Here is a 23978-nt window from a genome sequence, read left to right on the forward strand (position 1 = left end):
CCTCCTCGCTGCTGAGAGCAGGCGATTGTGCCGTGCGGGGCCGTCAGGATAAGCCCGCTGCCGCCCTGATCCCAGAAACAGGTCAGGAATCGCAGGCCGCAGGAAGACACGGCGCAGGTGCGATCCTATGCTCGATCCATGACGCCCACCGGGCGCTGATCGACGAGGTCACGCGCGAGCAATGCAGCAACGGCGCACGGCAACGCACCAGGAGCAATGACATGGACGGCTATCAATCCATTCTGGTTCACATGGACGCCTCGCCGCGCTGCGCGGAGCGGCTCGCCTCGGCGCGCAGGATCGCGCCGGCCCACGGTGCGGCAACCCTCGTGGCGCTGCTCGCCATCGAGCCACGGTTGTTGCCCTTGCCGCTGCGCGTCAATGTCGAGGCATCCGCCGCGCCGATCGTGCCCCAGATCGATCCTGAGCATCGCGAGCTCGCCCGCACCCTGTTCGACGAGGCCCTGAGTTCCGGCAATCCGGCGATGACCTGGGCCGAGGTGCCGGGCGATCCGCCCGTCTGGGGCGTGGCGCAGGCCTCGCTCTATGTCGATCTGATGGTGCTCGGTCAGCATGACCCCGAAGACCCCCTGACGCGGGACGTGCCGAGGGATTTTGTGGAATCGGTCGTGATGGAAAGCGGCAAGCCGGCCCTGGTGATTCCCTATGCCGGGCGCTATCCGGTCGTTGGCCAGAACGTGCTGGTCGCATGGAAGCCCACGCGCGAATGCGCCCGCGCCGTCGCCGGCGCACTGCCGCTGATGCGGCGTGCCAAGCGCGTGCACGTCGTTTCCTGGGGACCGGACAACTACGGCCCGGCCGAGACCACCTTCGGCATCGTGCGCGCGCTGCGCTGGCATGGCATCGAGGCCACTGCGAACCGGTACCCCGACGAGCCCGACAACCTGGGCGAGCTGCTGCTGTCCCATGCCGCGGATCAGGCCAGCGATCTGCTGGTGATGGGTTGTTACGGCCACCACCGCATTCTCGAGCTGCTGCTTGGCGGCGTGACGCGGACCGTGCTGCGCTCGATGACGCTGCCGGTGCTCATGGCGCATTGAAGGAAGGCGGCCCTTCAGGACGCCTCCTTGCGCGCACGAAGTTCGGCGATGAATTGCTCCACAGGCGTGAAGAAGGGGTTCTCGTGCACCACGCCACCGAGGATGATGACAGGGTGCGTGCGCAGCACGTCGGCCACCAGCGACGCGCTGGTCTTGGAAAGGTCGTACAGGCAGACCACGGTGTCGCGCCCTTCCGGCACCACATCATTGAGGCGGGCCTCGTACTCGAGGAAGTCTTCCACCCCCGGCCAGTCTTCGCCGGCCCACTCGGCATGTCCGGTGATCCGCGAGATCGGGGTCTTGGAATCGCCTGAAATATGCTGCTGGATGACGTCGAGCATGCGCGCCAGATCGAAATGCCCGTCGCGCAGGTACATGTCGAACACCGAAAGGACCTCGAGTTGCCCGTCGCGTTCCTGCTGCGCGACGTCGATACCGGCCGCATAGAGCTGACGCAGGTGTTCATCACGAAGCGACGGGTCGACCATCTGGCAGGCCCGATCGCCACGCTCGAGCCCATCCTTGATGAAGGGCATCATGATTCGGTTTTCCTCCTCGGCGTTCCGGAAGAAGGCGCAGATGTGGCGGTGCTTGCCCAATGTCGATCCCGCGATTTCGATAGCGACCTGCTCGCTCTGACCGGACTCGGAGGCAATAAGGCCGGTGAAGCTTGAATCCATGAGGTTTCTCCAGGTTACCTTCGACAGTGCCAACGTACGCCAAAAACAGGGCACCGGGAGCAATCGGGCACATCATCGAAATCTTTTAGCAAGTTTCTGGAAAAAGTGCGACTGCTCGCGTTGATCCGTGCCACGCTTGCTTGTTGCCTGACATGAATGAAACTGCCGTCGAAATCCGCCGCCTTCGGGACTGCCTCAGCGGGCTGATGAGCCTCCTCGCGCTGCCGTCCCTGTGGGACAGCCGCGATCCGACGGAGGTCCTCCGGACGGTGCTCGAAATGCTGGCGCGCATGCTGGACCTGGACCTAGCGTACGCGAGGCTGGATGAGGGTGCATTGGTGCCGGCGCTGGAGCTGGCCCGCAGTGAGCATCTGCCCGACATTGCGCGACGCGCAGACGAGGTGGGCGCAGTCATAGAACCGTGGCTGCTGGCACAGCACCCGGGCGTGCCGTATGCCGTACCGAATCCGTTCCAGCAAGGCGAACTCCGCGTCACGCACCTGTGGCTCGGGGTCAGGAAAGAGGTCGGGGTGGTGCTGGCCGCTTCCCGGCGTCCCGGGTTCCCGAGCTCGACCGAAACGCTGCTGCTGCGGGTGGCCGTGAACCAGGCGCTCGTCGAACTGCAGCGGGCACAGCTGGCGGCCGTCCGCCAGCGCGCCGAGACCGCGGAGCAGCTCAACGACGAAATCACGGCGCACAACGCCTACCTGCGCCAGGAAACAGAACAGCATTGGGGAGAGATCGTCGGCCGCAGCAAGGTGCTCCGTGAGGCGCTCACACTGGTGGAGCGCGTTGCGCCGACCAACGCATGCGTCCTCGTCCAGGGCGAGACCGGGACCGGCAAGGAGTTGATCGCGCGTGCCATCCATCGGCTCAGCCACCGCCGGCAACACCCCTTTGTCCGGCTCAACTGCGCGGCCATCCCCACCGGGCTGATCGAAGCCGAGCTGTTCGGACATGAAAAGGGCGCCTTCACCGGAGCCATCGGCAAGCGCATCGGGCGCTTCGAACTGGCCGACAAGGGCACCATCTTCCTCGACGAAGTCGGCGAGATTCCGCTCGAGCTGCAGGCCAAGTTGTTGCGAGTGCTGCAGGAACACGAGTTCGAACGCCTGGGAAGCACCCACACGCAGAAATCCGACGTACGCCTGATCGCGGCCTCCAACCGCGACCTGGCCCAGATGGTCGCGGACCGTACGTTCCGCGACGATCTCTACTACCGCCTGAAGGTGTTCCCGATCGAGATCCCGCCATTGCGCCGGCGCGTGGACGACATCCCCATGCTGGCGCAGCACTTCCTGCAGGCGCACGCGCTTGCCAACAACCGGCCGATCACGACCATGGCCCCGGAAGGCCTGGCGGCCCTCGTGCGGTATTCCTGGCCGGGGAACGTGCGCGAACTGTCGAACTTCATCGAACGCTGCGTGATCCTCACGCAAGGCGCCACGCTTGAAGTCCCTGTGGGCGAATTGAAGCCTAGACCCAGCGATCAAGATGCAACTGGCGAAAGCCTTGAGCACATGGAGCGCCTGCACATCCTGCGGGTCCTGGACGAATGCAACGGGGTCATCTCCGGACCCGCCGGTGCGGCCGCCAAGCTGGGCATGAAGCGCACCTCGCTGCAATACAGGATGCAGAAGCTCGGCATCGGACGCAGTTGACCGTACTGCCGGAGGGCCGGCAGCGGTTGCCGGGCGGCCGGCAGCCGAACGCCGGCAACGTGTCGCGCAAGCGCAGTCCGCCTTGCCCAAACCCTTGTCACGCCTCGTGATTCTGCAAGACCGCGCCTCAGCCGCGGCATCGGCACGCCCCATGCAATGAACAGCATGCCTGCCGCCGGCAGCGCAAAGCCGAAGCTGAAAGGGGTCACACATGCTGACGGGAATCCATGCCGGAAGCGACGGTTCGTCGAGCGTCCATGCGCCGACGCGGCCGTCTCCACCATCTCCAGGAAGCCGGAGCGCTCCGGTCATGCGCATCGCCTATCTGGGCACAGCGGACCTCGGCAGCGTGCGCACACGTCATTCCCTCGACATCCTGGTGCCGAAGGAGACCGCGAATCTGTTCACCACTCATCGCACGGAGGCTGCGCGCGACCGGGTCGCTTTCGTCCGGGCGCCACTGGTCTCCATCGTTCCGCCGTCGCTCCCGCACTCGCTCGCCGACAAGCCCGGCTCGAACACGCTCATCTTCAGCATCGCGCAGCCCCTTCTTCAGCGAGACGGCCCGTGCCACGCTGGGCAGCGAGACGCTGAGCTTCGCCGAACCGCATGCCACGCCTGATTCGCTGATCCGCGAAGTCGGCGACGCTGTCGACCGTGAATTCCCGAGCCTGGACCGGCTGACGGCGAGTTCCCTGGATGCACTGGCTGCCCTGCTCGCTGCGCACGTCGCCAGGAACTACGTGGTCGCGGCACCGACGAAGGCCGTCAGCGTTGGATTGGCGGCCCACAAGATGCGCAGCGTCCGAAAGTTCATTTCCGAGCACCTGGGCGAGACGATCCGCGTCGAACAGCTGGCCGATGCAGTGCATCTGAGCCCCTTTCATTTCGCGCGGATGTTCAAGCAATCGACGGGACAGTCGCCGCACCTGCACGTCCTGCTGCAGCGCATCGAGCGCGCCAAGGAGCTCTTGGCCGGCACTGACTCGCCGATCGTCGAAGTGGCCGCCGATGTGGGCTTTCGCACCCAAGGCCACTTCACCGGCGTCTTTCATCGCTACACCGGGTTCACGCCGAAGGTATTCCGGCTGAACGCGCGTGAGGAATTTAGCGGACCCCGCTGACCCATCAGGAGACCACCATGACCAATGAAACTTCCATGCAAGAAGCCGCCGCGTTCGAACTCCAGTTCCGGTCGCTGTACGCGCAGGGCCGCGCGCTGGCATTTCCCTGTGACAGCGAGGGCCATGTCGACCTCGATCATTTCACCGAGCGTCTCAGGAACAACTATCTGTACGCAAGGGCAATGCTGGGGCGGCAGTACGCGTGGCCGCGGGTGGCGCGTAGCGGTCCGCAGAGCGGGCTCGGAAGCTGAGGCAAGCTGAGCTACCCGGCGCGCGCCAGCTCCTGCGCAAGAAACGGAGCGGTCCGGCTGCCAGGTGTTCGGGCCACCTGCCGAGGGGAAGCGGCCACCACGATGCTGCCGCCGGCATCGCCCGCGCCCGGGCCCACATCGATCACCCAGTCGGCCTGGGCCACCGCGCGCATGTCGTGCTCGATCATCACCACGCTGTTGCCGCCGTCGACCAGGCGCTGCAACTGCACCAGCAGCCGGTCGGCATCCGAGGCATGCAGTCCAGTGGTCGGCTCATCAAGTACATAGAGACTGCGTCCGCGCTGACTGCGCTGCAGTTCGGTCGCCAGCTTGATGCGCTGCGCTTCACCACCGGAGAGTTCGGTAGCCGGCTGGCCAAGGCGCAGGTAGCCCAGTCCGATTTCGCGCAACAGTTGGAGCGGCCGCGCCACCGCATCTTCGCCGGTGAAGAAGTCTCGTGCCTCGTCCACGGTCATCTGAAGCACCTCCGCGATGTTCCGCCCGTTCCAGCGCACTTTCAGCGTGGCTTCGTTATAGCGAGCGCCGTGGCACGTCGGACATGGCGCATAGACGCTGGGCATGAACAGCAACTCGACGCTGACGAAGCCCTCGCCCTCGCAGGTCTCGCAGCGTCCCTTGGCCACGTTGAACGAGAACCGTCCTGCGTCATAGTGGCGGCGGCGAGCATCGGGGGTCGCGGCGAACAGCTTGCGCACGTGATCGAACAGGCCTGTATAGGTGGCCAGGTTCGAACGCGGGGTACGCCCGATCGGCTTCTGGTCGACCTGCACCAGTCGTTGAACTGCGTCCGCGTCGCCCGCCAGATGGCCTCCGGTGGCTTCGATGACCGCGGGCCCTTCGCGGGTGCCGCTTTCGGTTGCATCGTCCTCGGGCTCGTGGCCCAGGTGCAGCAGCACCAGTTCCGGCAGGGCCTGAGCGACGAGGCTGGATTTGCCCGAACCGGAGATGCCCGTGACAGCGGTGAGCACGCCGAGTGGAATCCGTGCATCCACGCCGCGCAGGTTGTGCCGATGGATGCCCTGCAACTCCAGCCATCCCGAGGGTTTGCGGTCTCGGCTGCCCGTCGCGGGGATTTCGTTGAACAGGTAGCGTGCCGTGCGCGACTCGGCAATCTGACGCAAGCCGTCCGGCGCACCGCTGTAGAGCACGCGACCGCCACGCTCTCCAGCATCGGGTCCCACATCAACCAGCCACTGTGCGCGGCGCATGAGATCCAGGTCGTGCTCCACGACGAACACCGAGTTGCCGGCATCGCGCAGTCGGTCGAGCGCATCGTACAGGGCCTGGCTGTCGGAGGGATGCAGGCCCGCCGAGGGCTCGTCGAGCACGTACACGACGCCGAACAGCAGGGAACTCAGTTGCGTGGCCAACCGCAGGCGCTGCAGTTCCCCGGCCGAAAGAGTGGGCGTGGCGCGGTCCAGCGTCAGATAGCCCAACCCCAGCCCACGCAACTGACGCAGACGCGCCATCACCCCGTTGGCCAGGCGCCGCGCGGCGAGAAGCTTTTCTTCCGACAACGCGGAGGTCCGACGCACGTCGGGAGATACCGCATGGACCGCACGGCCGGAGGCAGCGCGTTCTGCGCGATCGCGTCGGGTGGCTTCCCTGTCGGCCCCCGCTCCCGCCACATGGGCGCGAAAATCTCCCTGGGCGATAGGTTCGAGCAATGCCGCCAACAGATCCAGCGGCAACTGCATGAACTCGCCGATGTCCACCCCGGCAAAGGTGACCGACAGCGCTTCGGGCTTGAGCCGCTTGCCGTGGCAGGCGGGACACGGCTTGCCTTCCATGAAGCGGGACACACGTTTTCTCATCAACGCGCTCTGAGTGCTGGCAAAGGTGTGCAGCACGTAGCGCCTGGCACCAGTGAAGGTCCCCATGTAGCTCGGCTGCAGCTTGCGCTTGAGCGCTGCGCGAGTTTCGGCGGGCGTGAAGCCGGCGTACACCGGCACCGTCGGCGTTTCTTCGGTGAACAGAATCCAGTCACGGTCCTTCTTTGGCAGGTCCTTCCACGGTCGATCGACGTCGTAGCCCATGCTGACCAAGATGTCGCGCAGGTTCTGCCCTTGCCAGGCAGGTGGCCACGAAGCGATCGCCCGTTCGCGAATGGTCAGGGAAGGATCGGGCACCATGATGGCCTCGGTCACCTCGTACACATGGCCCAGGCCGTGGCAGGTCGGGCATGCCCCCTGCGGCGTGTTGGGCGAGAAATCCTCGGCGTACAGCATCGGCTGATTGGCCGGATAGGCGCCAGCGCGTGAATACATCATCCGCACGAGGCTGGACAGGGTTGTGACACTGCCCACGGAAGAGCGTGCGTTGCTGGCGCCGCGTTGCTGCTGCAGCGCCACCGCGGGCGGCAGCCCGTCGATCGAATCGACATCCGGCACGCCGGCCTGGTCGATCAGGCGCCGTGCATAGGGAGCCACCGACTCGAAGTAGCGCCGCTGTGCCTCGGCATAGATGGTGCCGAAGGCGAGCGAGGACTTGCCGGAGCCGGACACGCCCGAGAACACCACCAGCGCGTTGCGCGGGATGGAGACGTCCACGTCCTTGAGGTTGTTCTCGCGCGCACCGCGCACATCCACGAGGCCGCTGGCGGCAGCAGTACAAGAGGATTCACCGAAAGAAGGGTTGGGCATGCTCTTGTCCTGCGCTTCGTGCGATAGCGATGGGATCGATCCCGATGGGTCGATCAGGCGCCCGTTCCCCGCGCCGCCGCTCGATTGTGCCTAGCGCCAGCTCTCGTCCACGCAAGCCTTGGGCACCTCGCCGCGCTCTTGCGCCAGGCTGGGGTAGTCCGTGTAGCCCTTCTCGCCGCCGCCGTAGTACGTGGACCCGTCGTCCGCGTTCAAAGGCGCGTTCGCGCGCAGCCGTTCCGGAAGGTCCGGATTGGCGATGAACTTGCGGCCGATGGCAATGAGGTCGGCCCGGCCCTCCCTCAGCCATTGTTCGGCCGTCTCGGCGTCGAAGCCGCCGGCGAGCATGAGCGGGCCGCTCCAGGCCTCGCGAATGCGCTGCAGCATCTGCATGGCCGCCGCACCGGGAGGTGTCTTGCTCTCCAGCGCGGCCATGGCCGGGTTGACGACGTGCAGGTAGGCCAGCTTGCGGGCGTTCAGCTCGCGCGTGGCATAGGTGAAGGTGGCCAGGGGATCGTCGTCGCGGATGTCGTTTGCCGTTGCCATCGGCGACAGGCGCACCCCGACCGCGTCGGCGTCCCAGATTTGCGTTACCGCGTCGACGACTTCCAGCAGCAGGCGCGCGCGGTTCTCGACCGGACCGCCGTACGCGTCGGTCCGGCGGTTGGTGCCGCTGCACAAGAACTGGTCGAGCAGGTAGCCGTTGGCACCGTGGACCTCCACGCCGTCGAAACCGGCCTTGATCGCGTTGCGCGCCGCGCGCTCGTACTGGCGCACGAGGTAAGGCATTTCCTCGAGCTGCAGCGCTCGCGGCGTCACGAAGGGCGCCAGCTCGCCTTCGCCCTTGTCGTTCTCGATGAAGGCCATCCCCTCCGGCCGGATCGGCGAGGGCGCGACCGGTGGCATGCAGTCGGGTTGCAGCGAGGGATGGGAGATCCGGCCCACATGCCACATCTGCAGGACGATGCGTCCGCCGGCTTCGTGCACCGCATCGGTGACCAGGCGCCACCCCTCTACCTGCTCACGGGTGTGGATGCCCGGAGTCCAGGCGTAGCCCTGCCCCTGCATCGAGATCTGCGTCGCCTCGGAAATGAGCAGCGCGGCCGAGACGCGCTGCTGGTAGTAGCAGGCGTTCAGCGCCCACGGCACGTTCCCCGGTTGGCGTGCACGCGACCGGGTCAGCGGTGCCATGACGATGCGGTGCGGCAACTGGAAGCGACCGACTCTGATGGGCTGGAACAACAACTGCTGCTCCGCGTGCGCGGGCTCGGATGATTGGTTTGTCGCGGCTGGCGACTCGATGGTGGCGGACATGAAGAACTCCTTCTGCCGGGGAGAGGCGTAGTCATTCATGGCCGCAGTGTGGACCCTGGGCCGGCGGCGAGGCTGCACGCCGCGTGTCCGGGCTCCAAGTATCAGCCGGGCTCCGCCATGGACAGCAGGAAACCGAAATAAACCCCGGGGGCGCGCGGCTACCTTCGGTGCATGAACACACTCACAGTTAGCGCGACCCCCGACGTCTAACGAGGGCGGGGGGTTGACGGTCGCGGGTCATGTCGTCCTGATCACTACCTTGCCGCGCACGTGACGGGCAAGCACCAGGTCGAGCGCGCGCGGCGCCTCGTCGAACCGGAAGATCTCGTGAACGACCAGGCGCAGGGCGCCACTATCAAACCGCCGGGTCAGCTCGGCCAGCCGCGCGCCGTTCCCGCGCACGACGTAGTCCGAAATGATTTGCACGCCAGCTCGCTGCACCGATACCGCTCCCGGCAGGTCAACCATCTTCCCGCCATCCGCGAGCGCCGCCACATAGTCGTTCGCCGCCTTGCCCGACACGCAGTTGAGGGCCTTGTCCACCCCGCCCGGATACTGCGCACGGATGGCCTTGGCCACGTCGCCGGTGGCGTCGTAGTCGATCACTGCGGCGGCGCCGAGGCCGGCCACGAAATCATGGTTGCGGCGGCTGGCTGCGGCTACCACGTGGGCGCCGAGACCGGAAGCGATCTGCACGGCGATGTGGCCGACACCGCCGGCGGCCGCGTTGATCAGCACCACCTCGCCCCGGGTCACGCGCAGGACGTCGATCAGGGTTTCATGGGCGGTCAGGCCGACGATCGGGACGCCGCCCGCCTCGACTGGCGTGAGCGACGCCGGTATGGGCGCAACATGGGATTGCGGCACCAGCATGAACTCGGCCCAGGCGCCGTTGTCGTGCAATGGATAGCTGTAGGCGTAGACCTCCTGGTTCTCGGAGAAATCGGTGACCGCGGCGCCGACCGCGGCGATCCTGCCCGCGCCGGCCAGACCGAGGACCAATGGAAACGGCCGCTCCATGTCCCATTCTCCCGCGCGCACCAGTTCGTCCCAATCGCCGACTTCGGCGCTGCGCATCTGCATCAGGATGTCGTGCGGACCCGGTGTCGGAATCGGCAGTTCGTTCATCAGCACCATCTCTTCGCCATAGGCCCTGATGGCCCAGCCACGCATCGTGGCTCGGGAACCTGCTTTGTCGCTCATGGCTGGCCTCCTGTCATGGCGCTGGTGCGCCGGCCTCCAGGTATTTGAAACCCGGGAACGCATGAAACGTCCCCGCAAGAGCAAGACCCCGCAGGATTTGGTCATTTGCGAGCAATCCCAGGCAATCCCGGTCACGCGCCTGGCGCTGGACAGCAAGCTGCGTGTGTGCGATCTCGCTGGCGTGAGTGTGCGGGAGGCCTTCTTTGCAGGAGCTCGAGAGCACGGGCCGCTACCTGCGTACGGAATGCTCTTTTGCCGGAAGCTGCGGTTAACTTCGTCCGGCTCCGTGCGGCCCGTGGGCCGTCACCTATAGTGGGAATGGAAACCGCGATCGTGTTCGGCACGTTCGCGAGTCATCCGCCGGTCGAAGCACGCATCGCGGCGCTCGAACGGTACCGGGCGGCGGCAACCGCGACTTCGCGGTGAAAGGCGGGCAATGGACAAGCACGAGAAGCACGAAGCCGCGGGCGCACCGGCCGATGCCGGACTCGACGAACGGATCGACGAGGCCCTGCGGGAGTCTTTTCCGGCCAGCGATCCCCCCTCCTGGACGCTGGGGCCGGAGCGGCATGCGGCCGCTGCGGAAGCCGGCGACCAGGGAAAGGTTCGCATCTACGGCCGCCCGGGCAATGCCGCGGCCTACGCCATCCGGGACTTCTTGCACCGCTGCGACGTGCCGTTCGAGTGGGTGCAGCTGCACGACGACGCGCCAGCGGAGCCCTTGTGCGTGTTCCCCGACGGCACCCGCATGGCGGCGCCGACCATCCGGCAGATCACCGACAAACTGGGATGGTTCCGCAATCCCTCGCGCACCGAATACGACCTGGCCATCTACGGCGCCGGCCCCGCCGGCCTGAGCGCGGCGGTGTATGCCGCCGCCGACGGCCTGAGCACGGTGCTGGTCGAGCGCTGGGCCCTCGGCGGCCAGGCGGGCAGCACTTCCCGCATCGAGAACTACCTGGGTTTCGACCAAGGCGTCAGTGGCGCCGAGCTGGCCGAGCGCGCCCGCCGGCAGGCGGACAAGTTCGGCGTCGAGATCCTGCTCGCGCGCGAAGGACGGGGCGCGGAACTGCAGCCGGGCCGGGGCGTCGGCATACTGGAGGACGGCACGCGCATCGTCGCGCGCGCGTCGATCTGCGCCACGGGCGTGGCCTACCGCTGCCTGGGCCTGCCGGACGAGAACCGCTTCCTGGGCGCCGGCCTCTACTACGGGGCCGGCGCGAGCGAAGCGCCGCTGACCGCAGGCGAGCACGTGTTCGTCGTCGGAGGCGGCAATTCGGCCGGCCAGGCCGCGATGCACTTCGCGCCGCGTGCACAGCAGGTCAGCATCGTGATCCGCGACGACTCGCTGCGCCGCACCTTGTCGCAGTACCTGCTGGATCGCATCGAGGCGGCGCCGAACGTCGAGGTGCTGGCGCGCACCGAGGTCACCGCGCTGCATGGCAACGGCATGCTGCGCGAGATCACACTGCGCCACAACGGCTCCGGCACCGAGCGCCGCGTGCCCACACGCTGGCTGTTCGTCTGCATCGGCGGCGATCCGCAGACGTCGTGGGCCGAGAGCATCGGCATGGTGCGCGATCAGTCCGGCTACATCGTCACGGGGCCGGACTTGCCGCGCGGGCGCCTGCCGGGGTGGCCCCTCGACCGCGATCCCTACTACCTGGAGACCAGCTTCCCCGGCGTGTTCGCCATCGGCGACGTGCGCCACAACGCGGTTCGGCGCTGCGCCGCGGCGGTCGGCGAAGGCGCGATGGCGGTCGCCTTCGTGCATCGGGTGCTGGACGGAAGCTGAGCGCCGCTGCATCCGCGGCGTCTACTGCACCGGCGCCGACAGGCGCGCCAGTCGCACGGCGAAGCGGAACCAGGGCGGACGCGCGCGCAGGTCGGCCGCGGCCATGCGCCGCGCCCGCCCGAAATCGCGCTCAAGCATTGCATGCACCTGCGCTGCCAGCCCCCGGTCCAGCACGGCCATCGTCAATTCGAAGTTCAGGCGGAACGAGCGGTTGTCGAAGTTCGCCGTGCCCACGGTGCACCAGTCGTCGTCGATCAGCGTGACCTTCTGGTGCATGAAGCCATCCTGGTACCGGTACATCGCCACGCCGGCCTGCTCCAGCGCTTCGACATAGGACCAGCCGGACAGGCCCACCAGCGGGTTGTCCGAGCGCTCCGGCAGCAGCACGCGCACGTCGACGCCGCGCAGGGCGGCAAGTTGCAGCGCGGTCACGAACTGTTCGTCGGGCACGAAGTAGGGGCTGGCCACCCACAGGCGCGAGCGCGCGCGCCCAATGGCCGCGATGAAGAACAGGGTGCAGGTCTCCAGTTCGTCGGCCGGCCCGCTGGGCAGGCACAGCACCGAATAGCTGCCACCGGCCGCTTCTGCCGGCTCCCACTGCAGGCGCAGGGGATGGCCTGCGGCCCAGTGCCAGTCCTCGCAGAACGCCACTTGCACGCACTGCACGGTCGGCCCCTCGACGCACAGGTGGGTGTCGCGCCAGGGGCCGATGCGCGGGTCGCGTCCGAGGTATTCGTCGCCGACGTTGAGGCCGCCGACCCACGCGCGGCGACCGTCGACGACCACGATCTTGCGGTGGTTGCGGAAGTTCAGGTGCAGCCGGGCGCCGCCGCGGCCCAGCGCGTGGAAGGTCTGCACCTGCACGCCACCTGCACGCAGTGCGCCGACGTAGGCGCGCGGCAGCCCCAGGCTGCCGACCTCGTCGTACAGCAGGTGCACGCGCACGCCGGCCGCCGCGCGTTCGAGCAGCCGTACCTGCAGTTCGCGCCCCACGCGGTCGTCACGCAGGATGTAGTACTGCACCAGAACGTAGTCGCGTGCCGCAGCGACGCCCGCGAAGATCGAGTCGAAGGTGGCCGCGCCGTCGACCAGCAGCGTCGCTGCATTGCCCGCGGTGAACGGCAGCTTGGCCAGCCGCTCGAACGGCACGTCGCGGGTATAGCGGGTGTCCGTGAGCAGGCCGCGGCGTCGCAGCGTCATCTTCATGTGTCGCATGAATTGCAACCCGGCCAGCGCCTCGCGCCGCGTCGCCACGTAGTCCGCGAACCGGCTCTGGCCGAACACCAGGAACAGCGGCAAGGCGAGCAGAGGGAAGGCGACAAGCGCCACCGCCCAGGCGGCCGCGCCCTGGGCGGTGCGGGCCTCCATCACCGCCCGGCCCGCGGCCAGCACGCCCAGCGCCTGCAGCAACGCGTACGCCGCGCCGAGGACGCCTGCCTGCGCCGCCGTCATTCGATCCCCTCAGGCTCGAGCCCATCCGGGGCGAGGCGGTCATCGCGCTCGCGGAGAGACCAGTACACCAGGCCCAGCACCGGCGTGGCGCCCGTCAGCGCCGCCACCAGCGCCGGTTCGTTGCCGGCGGCTCGATCACCGCGACCTCACGTCGGAGGGAACCAAAATGCCGGCGTGCGAGGCCCATCAGCTCGCTCCGTGAGGCGTCACGCAGCATGACGGCGTCCTCGCGCTTCGGCAAAGAGCTTGATCATCTCTTTGTTGAATGCCGTCGGGATGTCATCGGGCTTGCGGCTCGTGACCAGACCTCGGTCCACAACCGCTTCCTGATCCACCCAATCCGCGCCGGCATTTTTCAGGTCGGTCCTGAGTGAAGGCCACGATGTCATGCGGCGTCCCCGTGCTGCGCCGGTCTCGATGATGGTCCATGGCCCGTGGCAGATCGAGGCCACCGGTTTGCCGGCATCGAAGAAGGCTTTCACGAAGGCAACAGCCTTGGGCTCGATGCGAAGCGCGTCGGGATTGATGACGCCACCCGGCAGCAACAGCGCGTCGAAGTCCTCCGCCTTGGCTTGATCGAGGGGAACGTCGACCGGGAACTCGTCGCCCCACTCCGTGAACTCCCAAGCACGCACGCGCTGGTCTCTCGGCGACACGATGCTTGTTTTGGCGCCGGCTTGGTCGAGCGCCTTGCGCGGCTCCACCATTTCGACCTGCTCGAATCCATCCTCGATCAGAATCGCAACCTTCATGCCGTCGAGTGTCTCACTTGCCATGATCCAGACTCCTAATGTGAAGTTCAGGCAGCCTTTTTCAGCATGTTGTGCGGATCGATGACGAACTTCTTGGGCGAACCGTCGCTGAAGGTCTTGTAGGCTGCCGGCGCATCTTCCAGCGAAATGACCTCGGTGTTTGCCACTTCGCGCAGATAGGGCATGCGGTCCCACAGGATCGCCATCATGAGATCGCGGTTGTAGTGCATCACCGGCGCCTGGCCGCCGGTGAGTTTCGGTGACTTGATCCAGGCCTTGCTGAAGGCGAGCGGAAGTTCGCCTTTCTTCGCCATGTCGGTCTTGGGCGCGCCGGGATCCAAATTGGTATAGATGCCCGGGATACCCATCGCGCCGCCGGCGCGGACGATGTCGAACAAGACATTGATGACCGCTTCCGAGTGCTCGTCCCGGTCTTCCTCGCCGTAACCGTGCGCTTCCAGGCCGACGCAATCGACGCCCGCATCAACTTCACGCTCCCCGAGGATCGCCTCGATCTGATCGGGAACCGGCGTGGCGCTGGTCGTGTCGACGGTCTCGTATCCGCATTTCTTCACGAGGTCCAGGCGCTCCCGGAGCCTGTCCGCCACGATGATGCACGATGCTCCGAGGAGACGGGCGCTGGCAGCGGCACAACGGCCGACCGGCCCGGCGCCCGCGATGTAGACCGTCGAGCCGGTCCTGACGCCGGCCTCGATGCAGCCGTGATATCCGGTCGGCAAGATGTCCGAGAGCAAAGTGAGATCCAGGATCTTCTCCATCGCCTGGTCTCTGTCGGGGAATTTCAGCAAATTCCAGTCGGCATAGGGGACCAGCATGTAATCGGCCTGACCGCCTTGCCAACCGCCGAGGTTGAACCCATAGGCGCCGCAATTGACGAGGTCGTTGACGTACGAATTTTCACAAGCATCGGTATGCCGCTCCTTGCAATTGCGGCAGCGGCCGCAGGAGACGTTGAAGGGAACTGACACCAGGTCTCCTTTCTCGATGCGTTCCACGTCGCGGCCGACCTCGACGACTTCACCGGTATTCTCATGGCCCATGACCATGCCTTGCGGGACCTCGAAGCGACCGTGATAGATGTGCTGGTCGCTTCCGCAGATATTGGTCGACACCAGCTTGATGATCACGCCGTGTTCGATCTTCCTGCCGCGCGGATCCTCGAGCTTCGGATAGTCGATGGTTTTGATCTCGAGCTTCATGGGCCCCTGAAATGTCAGAACGCGATTGCCGGTCATGGTTTGGTCCTTTCCGTTGACGTGGGCTTTGCAGCATGTCTGTCGCTCTTGCTCGCTTCAGGCGAGCAACCATTCTTCGCGGGACGTTTGTTGAAGGACGTCGACTAGGTCACGACCACCGTCTTCACGTTCACGAACTCGCGAATGCCCCAGGTGGCCTGCTCCCGGCCGTAACCCGAATCCTTGATACCGCCGAAGGGCAGGCGCGGGTCCTCCCGCACGCACCCATTGACCCAGGCCATGCCGGAATCGAGCAGGTCGGCGGCGATGCGTTCGCCGCGCTGCACGTCGCGCGTGAGCACGCAGCCGCCGAGGCCGTAGGCGGAATCGTTGGCGGCCGCGATCGCGGCGCCTTCGTCCGCCACCGGCACGATGGCGGCGACCGGGCCGAACAGCTCCTCGTCGAAGGCCGGCATGCCGCGGCGCACGTCGGTCAGCACCGTGGCCGGGTAGAACGAGCCGGGGCCTTCGGGTACCGCGCCCCCGAGCAGCAGGCGGGCGCCGGCAGCGACGCTGGCCTGTACCTGGGCATGCAAGGCGTCGCGCAGGTCGCGCCGCGCCAGCGGACCGACCACTGTGTCATCCAGCAGCGGATCGCCGACCCGCGCCGCGCCCATCAGCGCGACGAAGCGCTCCTCGAAGGCGGCACGCACGTCCTTCACCACGATCATCCGCTTGGCCGCGATGCAGCTCTGGCCGCTGTTGCCCAGGCGTCCCTGCGTGCAAATCCGGGCGGCCAGCTCGATGTCCGCATCGGCGAGCACCAGGTAGGGGTCGCTACCGCCCAGTTCCAGCACGGATTTCTTCAGCTTGCCGCCCGCCGCGCGCGCGACTGCGGCGCCGGCGGGTCCGCTGCCCGTCAGGCTGACGCCGCGCACCAGCGGATGCGAGACCAGCGCCTCGACGTCGGCGCTGGCCAGCAGCAGCACGCGCAGCAGGTCGGGCGGCAGCTGGGCGCGCACGAACACGTCCTCGATGGCCCGCGCGCAGCCCGGCACGTTCGACGCGTGCTTGACCACCACCGCATTGCCGGCCGCCAACGCCGGCACGGCCATCCGGAAGACCTGGTGGAAGGGCCAGTTCCAGGGTTGGACGCCGAGCACCACGCCCAACGGCCGGTAGACGACGCGGCTGCGGGTGAAGTCGCTGGTCAAAGGTGTGTCGGCCAGCATCTCGGCAGCGTGCTCCGCATAGTGTTCGCACACCGCCGCGCAGGCGCGCACCTCCTCCAGCCCGTTGCTCACCGGCTTGCCCATTTCCTGGGCCATGAGCTGCGCATACTCGCGCTCGTTGCGCCGCAGGATCCCGGCGGCGCGCTGCAGCGGCGCCGTGCGCTCCGCGAACCCAGACTGCCTCCATTGGAGGAAGGCCGCATGCGCGCGCTCGACGATGCCGGGCAGCGCCGAGGCCGGTGTGAGCTCGTAGCGGGCGATCGGCTTGCCCGTGGCGGGATTGATGGATTCGATGGTCATCTGGCGATCGTCGGCCGATGCGTGCGCCGCATCTTCCCCGCGCTTGCTGTCGCTGCCTGGTTCGTGCGGATTTCTCGTCCGGGGGCCGGGTCGCGACCTGCGCACCGCTGCGGCAGCGACCTTGTGTCCGGTCCGCGAAAGACGAAGCCGTGTCAGGGTGGTGACTCGCGCGAGGGCGGTGTTCCCGATGCCTGCGGCACCTGCTCGGAATCTGCTCCCGCCTGCGGCGCAGCGTCCGTTTCGGGCGGGATCAACTCCAGCGCGCGCCACGCGAGCACCGCGCGAGGCAGGTCCAACCGCCGATCGATCTCCGCCCGCAACGGGGCCTCGAAGCGCGGTTCGACCGCGATGCGCAGGAACTCGAAGCGCGCCAGTGCATACGCCTGCTCCAGCACGTCGACCACCGCCCGCGCGAACCGCCGCATCGGTTCATCGGAGGGCTCGCCCGGCCGGGGCATCCCCTCCGGATCGACCAGCACCTGCACCAGGCGCGGCGGATCGCCGGCGGTGCTGCTGAACTCCAGCAGGCGCACGCGACCGGCCCCGGCGAGCACGGTCCATTCGGCTCAGCCATGGCTCGGCCCCCGTGCCGCCTCGGCCTCCCGCCGGTGCCGGATCCAGGGCACGAACAGCGACATGAAGACCGAGCGGCCCTCCAGAAGACTGTCGAGAAGCGGCGGGGATGGAAGGTCGGACGAGGTCATTGTGGCAACGGTGAGGCGTGGTATCCATGCTGCACCAGCGCCCGGTCGGGCGAGAGGTGCAGTCCTGCGGTGCGTGTCGGATGCCTGCGCTTCTCGCGCGGTGCGCGCCCGCGGGGGCGAAGCCTGGCGTAGCCTCGGTTCATTGCCACGACAAAAGGTGAGCCATGACAGTCATTGCAGGCATCTCCCGGTTCGAGCGTCTCTTTCGCCAGGCCGCCGGGCTCGACATCGACAAGAACGACCTGCGGCGTCACGACGAATTCGTCAACCGCAAGATCCACGACCTGCTGCAGCGCGCCTGCGCGATCGCCAAAGCCAACGGGCGCGACGTGGTGCTGCCTTGCGACCTTCCGGTCACCGGCGGCCTGCAGCATTGCATTCATGAATTCCGCGCGCTGGACGAGGATGTCGAAGTGCGGCCCATCCTCGATCAGCTCGCGAAGCTGCCACAGCTCGAGCTCGCGTTCAGCGACGAGGTGGCGGACGGCCTGCCCGACCTCGCCGGCGGACTCACCTTCGCGCTGGCGCGCAGCCTCAAGATCGTGGATCCGGACCTCAAGAATCCCCGCACCGCGGAGTGGGACCGGGCGTTCGCCCTGTTCGACCTGCTGATCTGAAGAGTCGCATGCAACCTGCTGCCCGCCTCGTCGGCAGGGACGAGGCCGCGCGTCACGCCATTCTTTACGCGATGAAGGTCCCTGCCATCCTCGACGTCGAAGCGTCAGGCTTCGGGCGCGGCAGCTATCCGGTCGAAGTCGGCTACGTGCTGGAGGACGGCGACTCGCAATGCATGCTGGTGCGGCCCGCGCCGGACTGGAACCACTGGAGTTGCGCCGCCGAGCGGCTGCACCACATCCGGCGCGCAGACCTGCTGAAATACGGCCTGCCGACCTCGGTCGTGGCCGACGCGCTGAACCACCACCTGTGCGGCCGCACGCTCCACACCGACGCATGGGGCCACGACTATTCATGGCTGGCCAGGCTGTACGACGACGCCGGGCGCACGCCGAGCTTCCGGCTCGAAAGCCTGCAGGCGCTGCTGACCGAAAGCGAGATCGCGCGCTGGCGGACGCTGAAGGAGCAGGTCGCGCTCGTTCTGTATCTGCCCCGGCATCGCGCCTGCGCGGACGCGCGGCTGTTGCAGGCCACCTTCGTCAAGCTGCGCACCGGCGGGCACGCCGACGCCGGCAACGGCTACCCGGTGCACGAGAACCGCTAGCCTGGCGCCGCAGCCGGCCTCAGGCCGAGGCGGATGCTGCGCGCGCCGGCAGGTGGGCTTCGACGAACCAGAGCCACTTGTCGATGCCGCGCAGAACCTCGGTGAGGATGTCGGCGCTCGCAGCATCGTCCAGCCGGGTCATCTCGTCGATCCCCTGTCGCACGCCGCTGCCGAAGGTCGACAGCGCGGTGGCCAGCGCCTGCAGGTGCCGCGTGTCTTCGGAGCCGCACGGCGGGTACGGCGGCAACGACGTGCCGGCGACGACGCTGCCGAGGGTCCCCTCGGCCACCCCGCCGAGTTGCACCACCCTTTCGGCCACCAGGTCTACATAGTCCTCGACGGCGCCGTTGATGTCGTCGAAGAGTTCGTGCAGGGCGATGAAGTTCGCGCCCCTGACGTTCCAGTGCGCCTGCTTGCACTGCATCTGCAGGTCGATGCATTCGGCCAGGCGCTGGTTGAGCAGGTCGCGGGCACGCTTGCACTGCGCCGGCGACGGTCGCGCCGGCGTGGCACCAGACCCGGCGCTCACGCCGGGTGTCGCGGCGATGGCGGCCATGGGTTCAGTGCGGCTTTTCGGAAGACTGGCCGGCGGCGCCGTCTCCGGCGGGCTGCGTCCCCTGCTGCGCCTGGTCGGCGAGCTGGCCGGTGCTGCCGGTGCGGACCTGTACGCGGCGCGAACGCGCCTGGCTGCTGTCCTTCGGGATCGTGACGGTGAGGACGCCGTTGTCGAAGCTCGCCTGTACCTTGGAGGCATCCACCGGCGCGGGCAGCCGCAGCGAGCGCTGGAACACGCCCACCGAACGCTCTACCAGGTGGTAGTTGCGGCGGTTCGTGTCGCGCTCCTGCATCCGCTCGGCGCGGATGGTGAGCACGTCGTCATCGACGATCACCTCGACGTCGTCCGGCCGCGCGCCGGGCATCTCGGCGGTGACCTTGAATGCCTGGTCGTCTTCGCTGACGTCCATGCGCGGAGCGACGATGTTGCCGCCGGCGGCCGGCGCCTCGGCCGTGCTGCCGCCGACGTTGTCGAAGAGCTGCTCCATCTCGCGGCGCAGCAGCTGGAACGGATCGCTGCGCGGGCTGCCGAATCCGAAGGGCAGCAGGTTGCCTCGTGCCATGAAATGCTCCTTGGTGTGGGACGAGGCGCCAGCGTGCGCCTAGCGGCGCCGCGGCGTTTCCCCAATGCTGCGTTTCGCGCCGCAGGGCTGCGGCGGCTTGCGCGGGCGATGCGCATCCATCGTCCGGGTCCTACAGGGGGCGCCGGCGCTGCTGCGAACATGAAGGCCTCCACTCCGCGAACCATCTCGCAGCCGCCATGCAGGAATCCGAACCTCCCTTTGCCTTGCTCGGCGGCCTCAATGTCGCCCTGCTCGCCGCGCCCGGCAGCGATGCCGAGGCGCTCGCCGCCATGCGCCGTGGACTCGAGGCGCAGGGCGTGATCGTCTACGTGCTGTCGCCGGGTCCGCCCGGAACGCAGCCGCTTCCCGCGGACAGGCGCATCGCGGATGCCGACCCGATGGCCTTCGACGGCGTAGTGGTGGTGGGCGGGGCTGAAGGTGTGGCGCACCTGCGCGCCGCGCCGGAGAGCCTGCAGTTCATCCGCGGAATCAACCGCGACGGCAAGCCGCTGGGCGCGCTGGGCGAAGGCGTGCTGCTGCTGCTCGACACCGGGCTGGCGGCCGGGCGTCAGCTCTGCGCCGCCGAGGGCGTGGCGGGCGAGCTCTGGCGCTCCCGCGCGCGGCGGGCGCACGAGCCGGTGTGCGCGCAGGAGCGCTGGGTGACCGCCACCGGCCGCGAGGCGCTCGACGCCTTCGAGGCCGCGTTCCGGAAGCTGCTGGAGGAGCGCCGCCGCGAGAGCCTCGCGAGCGAAGCGGACGCGACGCCGAGCTCCGCGGGCGAGGACGGCTAGCAGCCGGACCGGGCCGGCGACTGGCTCGAGGCCACGCGCCCTCAGCCTCTCGTTCGCGCCATGTCGCCGCGTTGCGCACGCAAGGAACCGCAGGAATCGAAAACCAGACCCGCACGCCGAGGCCTAAGCTGCGGCATCACCGAACACCTGATGGAGGCATTGCCATGGAACGCATCTGGTTCGTCGTGGCCGACCAGGGTCGGGCGCGTGTGCTCGAACGCGCGAAGCCGAGGGCTCCGCTGCAGGAACTGCAAGATCTGCGCGACGAGCTCGCGCTTCTCCCCGGGGCGGAGCTGCGGCGCGACGCGAAGGGCCGCCTCTACGGCAGGGGCGAACGCTTCATGGGTCACACCACCGAGCCGAAGACCGAGCCGCACAGGAAGGAGGCGCAGAGGTTCGCACGCCAGATCGCCCACCTGCTGGAGCAGGCGTGCAACGAGCGGCGCTACGACCGGCTGCTCATCGCTGCTGCCCCGGCGTTCCTCGGCGTGCTGCGCCAGGAATTGCCGGAGCGCGTGCGCAAGGTGCTCGCCGGCGAGCTGGACCAGGATCTCGTGAACCTGGACGTGCACCAGCTGGAGCAGCGGCTCCACGCCCTGCCGGCGCACGCGTGAACGCGCGCGGACTGCATCGCTTCCGGCCGCCTTCGACCCGATGCGTCAGCGCGCAATGAGCCGCGCGCACCGCCGCCGCGCGCCATGAACAGCAGGTCGATGGAAGAAAGGACGGCGGGTCCTCCCTATGCTTCTCTGAGTGGTCGCAGCACTTTCGCGTGCGAGCCCGTTTGCCGCAAGGAGAGCCTCATGCATGCCCTGCCACCCGCCCTCGCCTTCGCCCTGGGCCTCGCACTGGCCGACGCAGGTCGACCGCCCGGGCCGGGCCTGCACGGCCCGGTGCTCGTCGCGTTCGACGGCGACGGCGCCGTCGAAGACGTGGTCGAGGCTTCCGGCGTCGCCGAAGCGATCGCCGCCATCGAACACAAGACCGGGGCTGCCGGGTCGCTGCTGGTGCTGCTGGTACCGGTCGCGGCTGGCGAATGGGAAGCCACCTGCGCGCAGGCCAGCCGCGTGCACGCCGGCGCCGCGGGCGCCTGAGGCGCCTGAGGCGCCCGGAGCGGCCCGAGCCCGATGCTTTCACTGCCAGGAGAAATCGATGAAGAAAATGCTTCCCGCGATGCTCGCCATCGCACTTGCCGGCTGCGTCCAGACGGCTCCCCAGACCCAAGCGGTGGAAGAGGAGACCCTGATGCTCAGCGGCGCCCAGGAGTCGCCGCCGGTGCATACCAGGGCCACCGGACAGGCGGCCATCGTGATCGAGGAGGACGGCAAGGTGAGCGGCGTGGTGTTCGCGCCCACGCTGCCGGACGCCACCGTCGCCATCGACGATGACGCCGACACCGCGGTGCCGGTGGTGGTGATGCTCACGCCGGTGGCGCCCGGGCGCTGGCAAGTTCCCGCAGGCACCCGGCTCACCGGCGCGCAGATGGAGCACTATGAGGCCGGCCGGCTCGCCGCCAACGTTCGCACGCCCCGGCACCCGAAGGGCGAGCTGCGCGCGCAACTGAATGCCAAGACGCACACCCCGTCCACAAGCAACCGCTGACCCTCGAGAGACCCACCTCCGGCAGAAAGGAAGATGCCATGCCAGCAGTCAACAACGTCGGCTCCAGCGACTTCGACGCGGCGGTCGCCGGCCCCGGTCCGGTCCTGGTGGACTTCTCGGCCTCGTGGTGCGGCCCGTGCCGCGCCATGGCGCCGGCCCTGGAGAAGTTCGCCGCGAGCCGCAGCGACCTCGGCGTCGTGAAGGTCGACATCGACGACGCGCCGGATATCGCCGGGCGCTACTCCGTGCGCTCAGTTCCCACGCTCGCCTTGTTCGTCGAGGGCAAGCCGGTGGCGGCCCAGCCGGGAATGATGAGCGAAGGGCAGCTGGCCCAGTTCGTCGACCAGCACATGCCTGCCGCCGCTCCCCGCAAGCCGGTGACTCAGGACCCCAACCGGCCCCAGGTGGACCTGGACTGGTAAGGCTCGGCCATGGCCCCACAGGAACGGACGCTGCCCCGCCTGCGAGCGGAACTGGAGCGAACGCCGGCAGCGGATATCGAGCATTTCAAAGAGACCGCGCGGCCGCTGCTTCAGCAGCTCGGGCGCCATGTCCGCCGCGCGCGCGCGGCGATCTCGAGGGCGATTTCCCGACCGCCGACCGCTTTGTCTCGCTGGAGCGGCGCTTGCCCGAGCGCCAGGCGCTGGACGAGGACATCGACGAGGCGGTCTACGACTACTGGCAGCCGGATCAGGTGCTGAAGCTCGAGGACGCCGTGCCGATCGACGCGCCGACGCCCGAGCAAGCCGTCGAACGGAAGGAGCTGCGGCGCGTGCTGGGGCAGGTGCTGGCGGAGCTTCCGGATGATTGGCGGCGCGCGGTGCTGCTGACGCAGGCCGACAACCTTCCGCGCGCCAAGGTGGCGCGCCAGCTCGGCATCAGCGAGGAAGGACTGCGGCGGCGCATCGAACACGCGGACGCCTACCTGCGCGCCCGCCTCAGCGAGCTGGGCGTCGGTCCGGGCGAGGCCGGGGACGCCACCCGCCGCAACGCGCCGCTGGCGCCGCGCGAAACGGCCGACGATTCGCTGGAGCAGGCCTTCGAACGCGTCGGTCGCGAAGCGATCCAGCCGGCGCCCGCGGGCCGCCCCTCATGACGGCCCTGCTCCGCTCAGTGCGCCATCCGCACCGGGAAGGTGATGGACACGTGATCTCACGCGGACCTCCATCCTCGAAGAGGTCGCACCCCTGCCACGGCGACCGGGACGTCCCGCGCGTGGAGCCATCGACGTTGGAGGTGCGGCGACACTGACGCGCGACCAGATCTTCGACAGGGCCGTTGAAGAGATCTCGATGGTCGGCTTGGTGCGTGAGCTGAGTGTTGCACCGGCCCTGCTCCATTACCACGTCGGAAGCCGGGACGGGTTGATCTCCGGCGTCGCCAATAGATTTCCTCGCGCTCGCGCGGACGGCATGAAGCCGTTGACCGTACGCTGGAAGGAATATTTACATCAGGAGTCCGTCCCGACCTGCCGGTCCTCTGCGCCGTGGCGACGCAGCCCCAAGCCACCGTCAGCCCGCGCGCGCCGCTGAGGCACGGCGGCAGCCCGTGTAGCCAAGCACATCCTGGGTCTGGCAAAGACTTTCCAGGATTCGACAGGCGGCCGCTTCAGGGCATGCTTGATGAGCGAAAGTTAGTTCGCGACAGGGTCATTAAATGGCGCAGACTGTTATACCCGATGCGACCAAGACCGGTTGCGTGTCGTTCAACAAAAGGAATCATGTCATGGTCACAGTCGCGTTGTTCGTTCGACTAGTGGGCCGTAACGATTGAATCGGGAGTAATTCGCCTTGTTGGGTCGAAGTACTTCCACTTCACGGACTTGGGTTGCTCGTTGTACTTGCGGATGTAGCGCATGAGCTT

Annotated in this window: 25 protein-coding genes; 14 read left to right on the forward strand and 11 right to left on the reverse strand. The window is 67.7% G+C overall.

Translation table 11 applies throughout. The features are described 5' to 3' along the window. Positions 1–32 precede the first annotated feature (32 nt). Positions 33–1061: a universal stress protein gene (locus QZH52_RS33735; protein ID WP_301815551.1), complete on the forward strand. Its 1029-nt coding sequence runs from the start codon at positions 33–35 to the stop codon at positions 1059–1061. Positions 1062–1075: 14 nt separating this feature from the next. Here QZH52_RS33735 and QZH52_RS33740 read toward each other — a convergent pair whose 3' ends face one another. Continuing rightward, entirely contained in the window at positions 1076–1741 is a 666-nt protein-coding gene (locus tag QZH52_RS33740) for an MEDS domain-containing protein (protein ID WP_301815553.1), read from the reverse strand. 152 nt (positions 1742–1893) lie between these two features. On the opposite strand from QZH52_RS33740, the gene QZH52_RS33745 reads away from it, so the two are divergent. The 4 genes from QZH52_RS33745 (at position 1894) to QZH52_RS33760 (ending at position 4777) form a co-directional block, all read left to right on the forward strand. Beyond that, on the forward strand, positions 1894–3402 hold the full coding sequence (locus QZH52_RS33745) for a sigma 54-interacting transcriptional regulator (protein ID WP_301815555.1): 1509 nt from the start codon (positions 1894–1896) through the stop codon (positions 3400–3402). Positions 3403–3712: 310 nt separating this feature from the next. Then, the gene (locus QZH52_RS33750) at positions 3713–4024 is read left to right on the forward strand and encodes a hypothetical protein (protein WP_301815557.1); all 312 of its coding nucleotides are present in this window, start codon (positions 3713–3715) and stop codon (positions 4022–4024) included. A 121-nt stretch (positions 4025–4145) separates the two neighbouring features. Then, positions 4146–4526: a helix-turn-helix domain-containing protein gene (locus tag QZH52_RS33755; protein ID WP_301815559.1), complete on the forward strand. Its 381-nt coding sequence runs from the start codon at positions 4146–4148 to the stop codon at positions 4524–4526. A gap of 17 nt (positions 4527–4543) precedes the next feature. After that, a complete protein-coding gene (locus QZH52_RS33760; RefSeq protein ID WP_301815561.1) occupies positions 4544–4777 on the forward strand; it encodes a hypothetical protein in 234 nt (77 codons plus the stop codon). Positions 4778–4788: 11 nt separating this feature from the next. Here the strand turns inward: QZH52_RS33760 and QZH52_RS33765 are convergent, their stop codons facing one another. The 3 genes from QZH52_RS33765 to QZH52_RS33775 all read right to left on the reverse strand — a co-directional run bounded on the left by QZH52_RS33765 (position 4789) and on the right by QZH52_RS33775 (position 9954). Next, complete coding sequence (locus QZH52_RS33765) at positions 4789–7440, reverse strand: excinuclease ABC subunit UvrA (protein WP_301815563.1); 2652 nt, start codon at positions 7438–7440, stop codon at positions 4789–4791. A 90-nt stretch (positions 7441–7530) separates the two neighbouring features. After that, positions 7531–8751, reverse strand: coding sequence for an alkene reductase (locus tag QZH52_RS33770; RefSeq protein ID WP_301815566.1), 1221 nt, complete (start codon positions 8749–8751; stop codon positions 7531–7533). A gap of 237 nt (positions 8752–8988) precedes the next feature. Then, positions 8989–9954 carry an NADP-dependent oxidoreductase gene (locus tag QZH52_RS33775; RefSeq protein WP_301815567.1) on the reverse strand — a complete coding sequence of 322 codons (966 nt, stop codon included), beginning with the start codon at positions 9952–9954 and terminating at the stop codon, positions 8989–8991. 436 nt (positions 9955–10390) lie between these two features. Here QZH52_RS33775 and QZH52_RS33780 point away from each other — a divergent pair, with 436 nt between their 5' ends. Further along, positions 10391–11749: an NAD(P)/FAD-dependent oxidoreductase gene (locus QZH52_RS33780; protein WP_301815569.1), complete on the forward strand. Its 1359-nt coding sequence runs from the start codon at positions 10391–10393 to the stop codon at positions 11747–11749. Positions 11750–11770: 21 nt separating this feature from the next. Here QZH52_RS33780 and cls read toward each other — a convergent pair whose 3' ends face one another. The 5 genes from cls to QZH52_RS33805 all read right to left on the reverse strand — a co-directional run bounded on the left by cls (position 11771) and on the right by QZH52_RS33805 (position 17235). Beyond that, positions 11771–13201, reverse strand: a complete 1431-nt coding sequence (gene cls / locus QZH52_RS33785; RefSeq protein ID WP_301815570.1) for a cardiolipin synthase — start codon at positions 13199–13201, stop codon at positions 11771–11773. 206 nt (positions 13202–13407) lie between these two features. Beyond that, complete coding sequence (locus tag QZH52_RS33790; RefSeq protein ID WP_301815572.1) at positions 13408–13977, reverse strand: type 1 glutamine amidotransferase domain-containing protein; 570 nt, start codon at positions 13975–13977, stop codon at positions 13408–13410. A gap of 23 nt (positions 13978–14000) precedes the next feature. Then, positions 14001–15209 carry an alcohol dehydrogenase catalytic domain-containing protein gene (locus QZH52_RS33795; protein WP_301815573.1) on the reverse strand — a complete coding sequence of 403 codons (1209 nt, stop codon included), beginning with the start codon at positions 15207–15209 and terminating at the stop codon, positions 14001–14003. A 104-nt stretch (positions 15210–15313) separates the two neighbouring features. Then, positions 15314–16681 (reverse strand): NAD-dependent succinate-semialdehyde dehydrogenase, encoded by a 1368-nt coding sequence (locus QZH52_RS33800; RefSeq protein WP_301815574.1) that lies wholly within the window; start codon positions 16679–16681, stop codon positions 15314–15316. Positions 16682–16833: 152 nt separating this feature from the next. Further along, positions 16834–17235: a hypothetical protein gene (locus tag QZH52_RS33805; protein WP_301815575.1), complete on the reverse strand. Its 402-nt coding sequence runs from the start codon at positions 17233–17235 to the stop codon at positions 16834–16836. Between the two features lie 314 nt (positions 17236–17549). Here QZH52_RS33805 and QZH52_RS33810 point away from each other — a divergent pair, with 314 nt between their 5' ends. Together QZH52_RS33810 and QZH52_RS33815 are read left to right on the forward strand one after the other, a co-directional pair. After that, a complete protein-coding gene (locus QZH52_RS33810; protein WP_301815577.1) occupies positions 17550–18002 on the forward strand; it encodes a DUF1931 family protein in 453 nt (150 codons plus the stop codon). A gap of 8 nt (positions 18003–18010) precedes the next feature. Next, the gene (locus QZH52_RS33815; protein ID WP_301815578.1) at positions 18011–18604 is read left to right on the forward strand and encodes a 3'-5' exonuclease family protein; all 594 of its coding nucleotides are present in this window, start codon (positions 18011–18013) and stop codon (positions 18602–18604) included. A gap of 19 nt (positions 18605–18623) precedes the next feature. Here QZH52_RS33815 and dps read toward each other — a convergent pair whose 3' ends face one another. Both dps and QZH52_RS33825 read right to left on the reverse strand, forming a co-directional pair. Beyond that, the gene (dps, locus tag QZH52_RS33820) at positions 18624–19160 is read right to left on the reverse strand and encodes a DNA starvation/stationary phase protection protein Dps (protein WP_301815579.1); all 537 of its coding nucleotides are present in this window, start codon (positions 19158–19160) and stop codon (positions 18624–18626) included. 4 nt (positions 19161–19164) lie between these two features. After that, entirely contained in the window at positions 19165–19722 is a 558-nt protein-coding gene (locus QZH52_RS33825; protein ID WP_301815580.1) for an Hsp20/alpha crystallin family protein, read from the reverse strand. A gap of 197 nt (positions 19723–19919) precedes the next feature. Between QZH52_RS33825 and QZH52_RS33830 the strand changes: the two genes are divergently transcribed. From QZH52_RS33830 to QZH52_RS33855, 6 genes are all read left to right on the forward strand, one after another. Continuing rightward, positions 19920–20513: a DJ-1/PfpI family protein gene (locus QZH52_RS33830; protein ID WP_301815581.1), complete on the forward strand. Its 594-nt coding sequence runs from the start codon at positions 19920–19922 to the stop codon at positions 20511–20513. Between the two features lie 164 nt (positions 20514–20677). After that, entirely contained in the window at positions 20678–21127 is a 450-nt protein-coding gene (locus QZH52_RS33835) for a host attachment protein (protein ID WP_301815582.1), read from the forward strand. A 189-nt stretch (positions 21128–21316) separates the two neighbouring features. Beyond that, positions 21317–21607: a hypothetical protein gene (locus QZH52_RS33840; protein ID WP_301815584.1), complete on the forward strand. Its 291-nt coding sequence runs from the start codon at positions 21317–21319 to the stop codon at positions 21605–21607. A 58-nt stretch (positions 21608–21665) separates the two neighbouring features. After that, positions 21666–22115: a CHRD domain-containing protein gene (locus tag QZH52_RS33845; RefSeq protein WP_301815585.1), complete on the forward strand. Its 450-nt coding sequence runs from the start codon at positions 21666–21668 to the stop codon at positions 22113–22115. 38 nt (positions 22116–22153) lie between these two features. After that, positions 22154–22537, forward strand: coding sequence for a thioredoxin family protein (locus tag QZH52_RS33850; protein WP_301815587.1), 384 nt, complete (start codon positions 22154–22156; stop codon positions 22535–22537). Between the two features lie 203 nt (positions 22538–22740). Next, positions 22741–23211 carry an RNA polymerase sigma factor gene (locus QZH52_RS33855; RefSeq protein ID WP_301815588.1) on the forward strand — a complete coding sequence of 157 codons (471 nt, stop codon included), beginning with the start codon at positions 22741–22743 and terminating at the stop codon, positions 23209–23211. The last annotated feature ends 767 nt before the right edge of the window (positions 23212–23978 follow it).

The sequence above is a fragment of the Variovorax ginsengisoli genome (assembly GCF_030486595.1).
GTDB lineage: Bacteria > Pseudomonadota > Gammaproteobacteria > Burkholderiales > Burkholderiaceae_C > Variovorax > Variovorax ginsengisoli_B.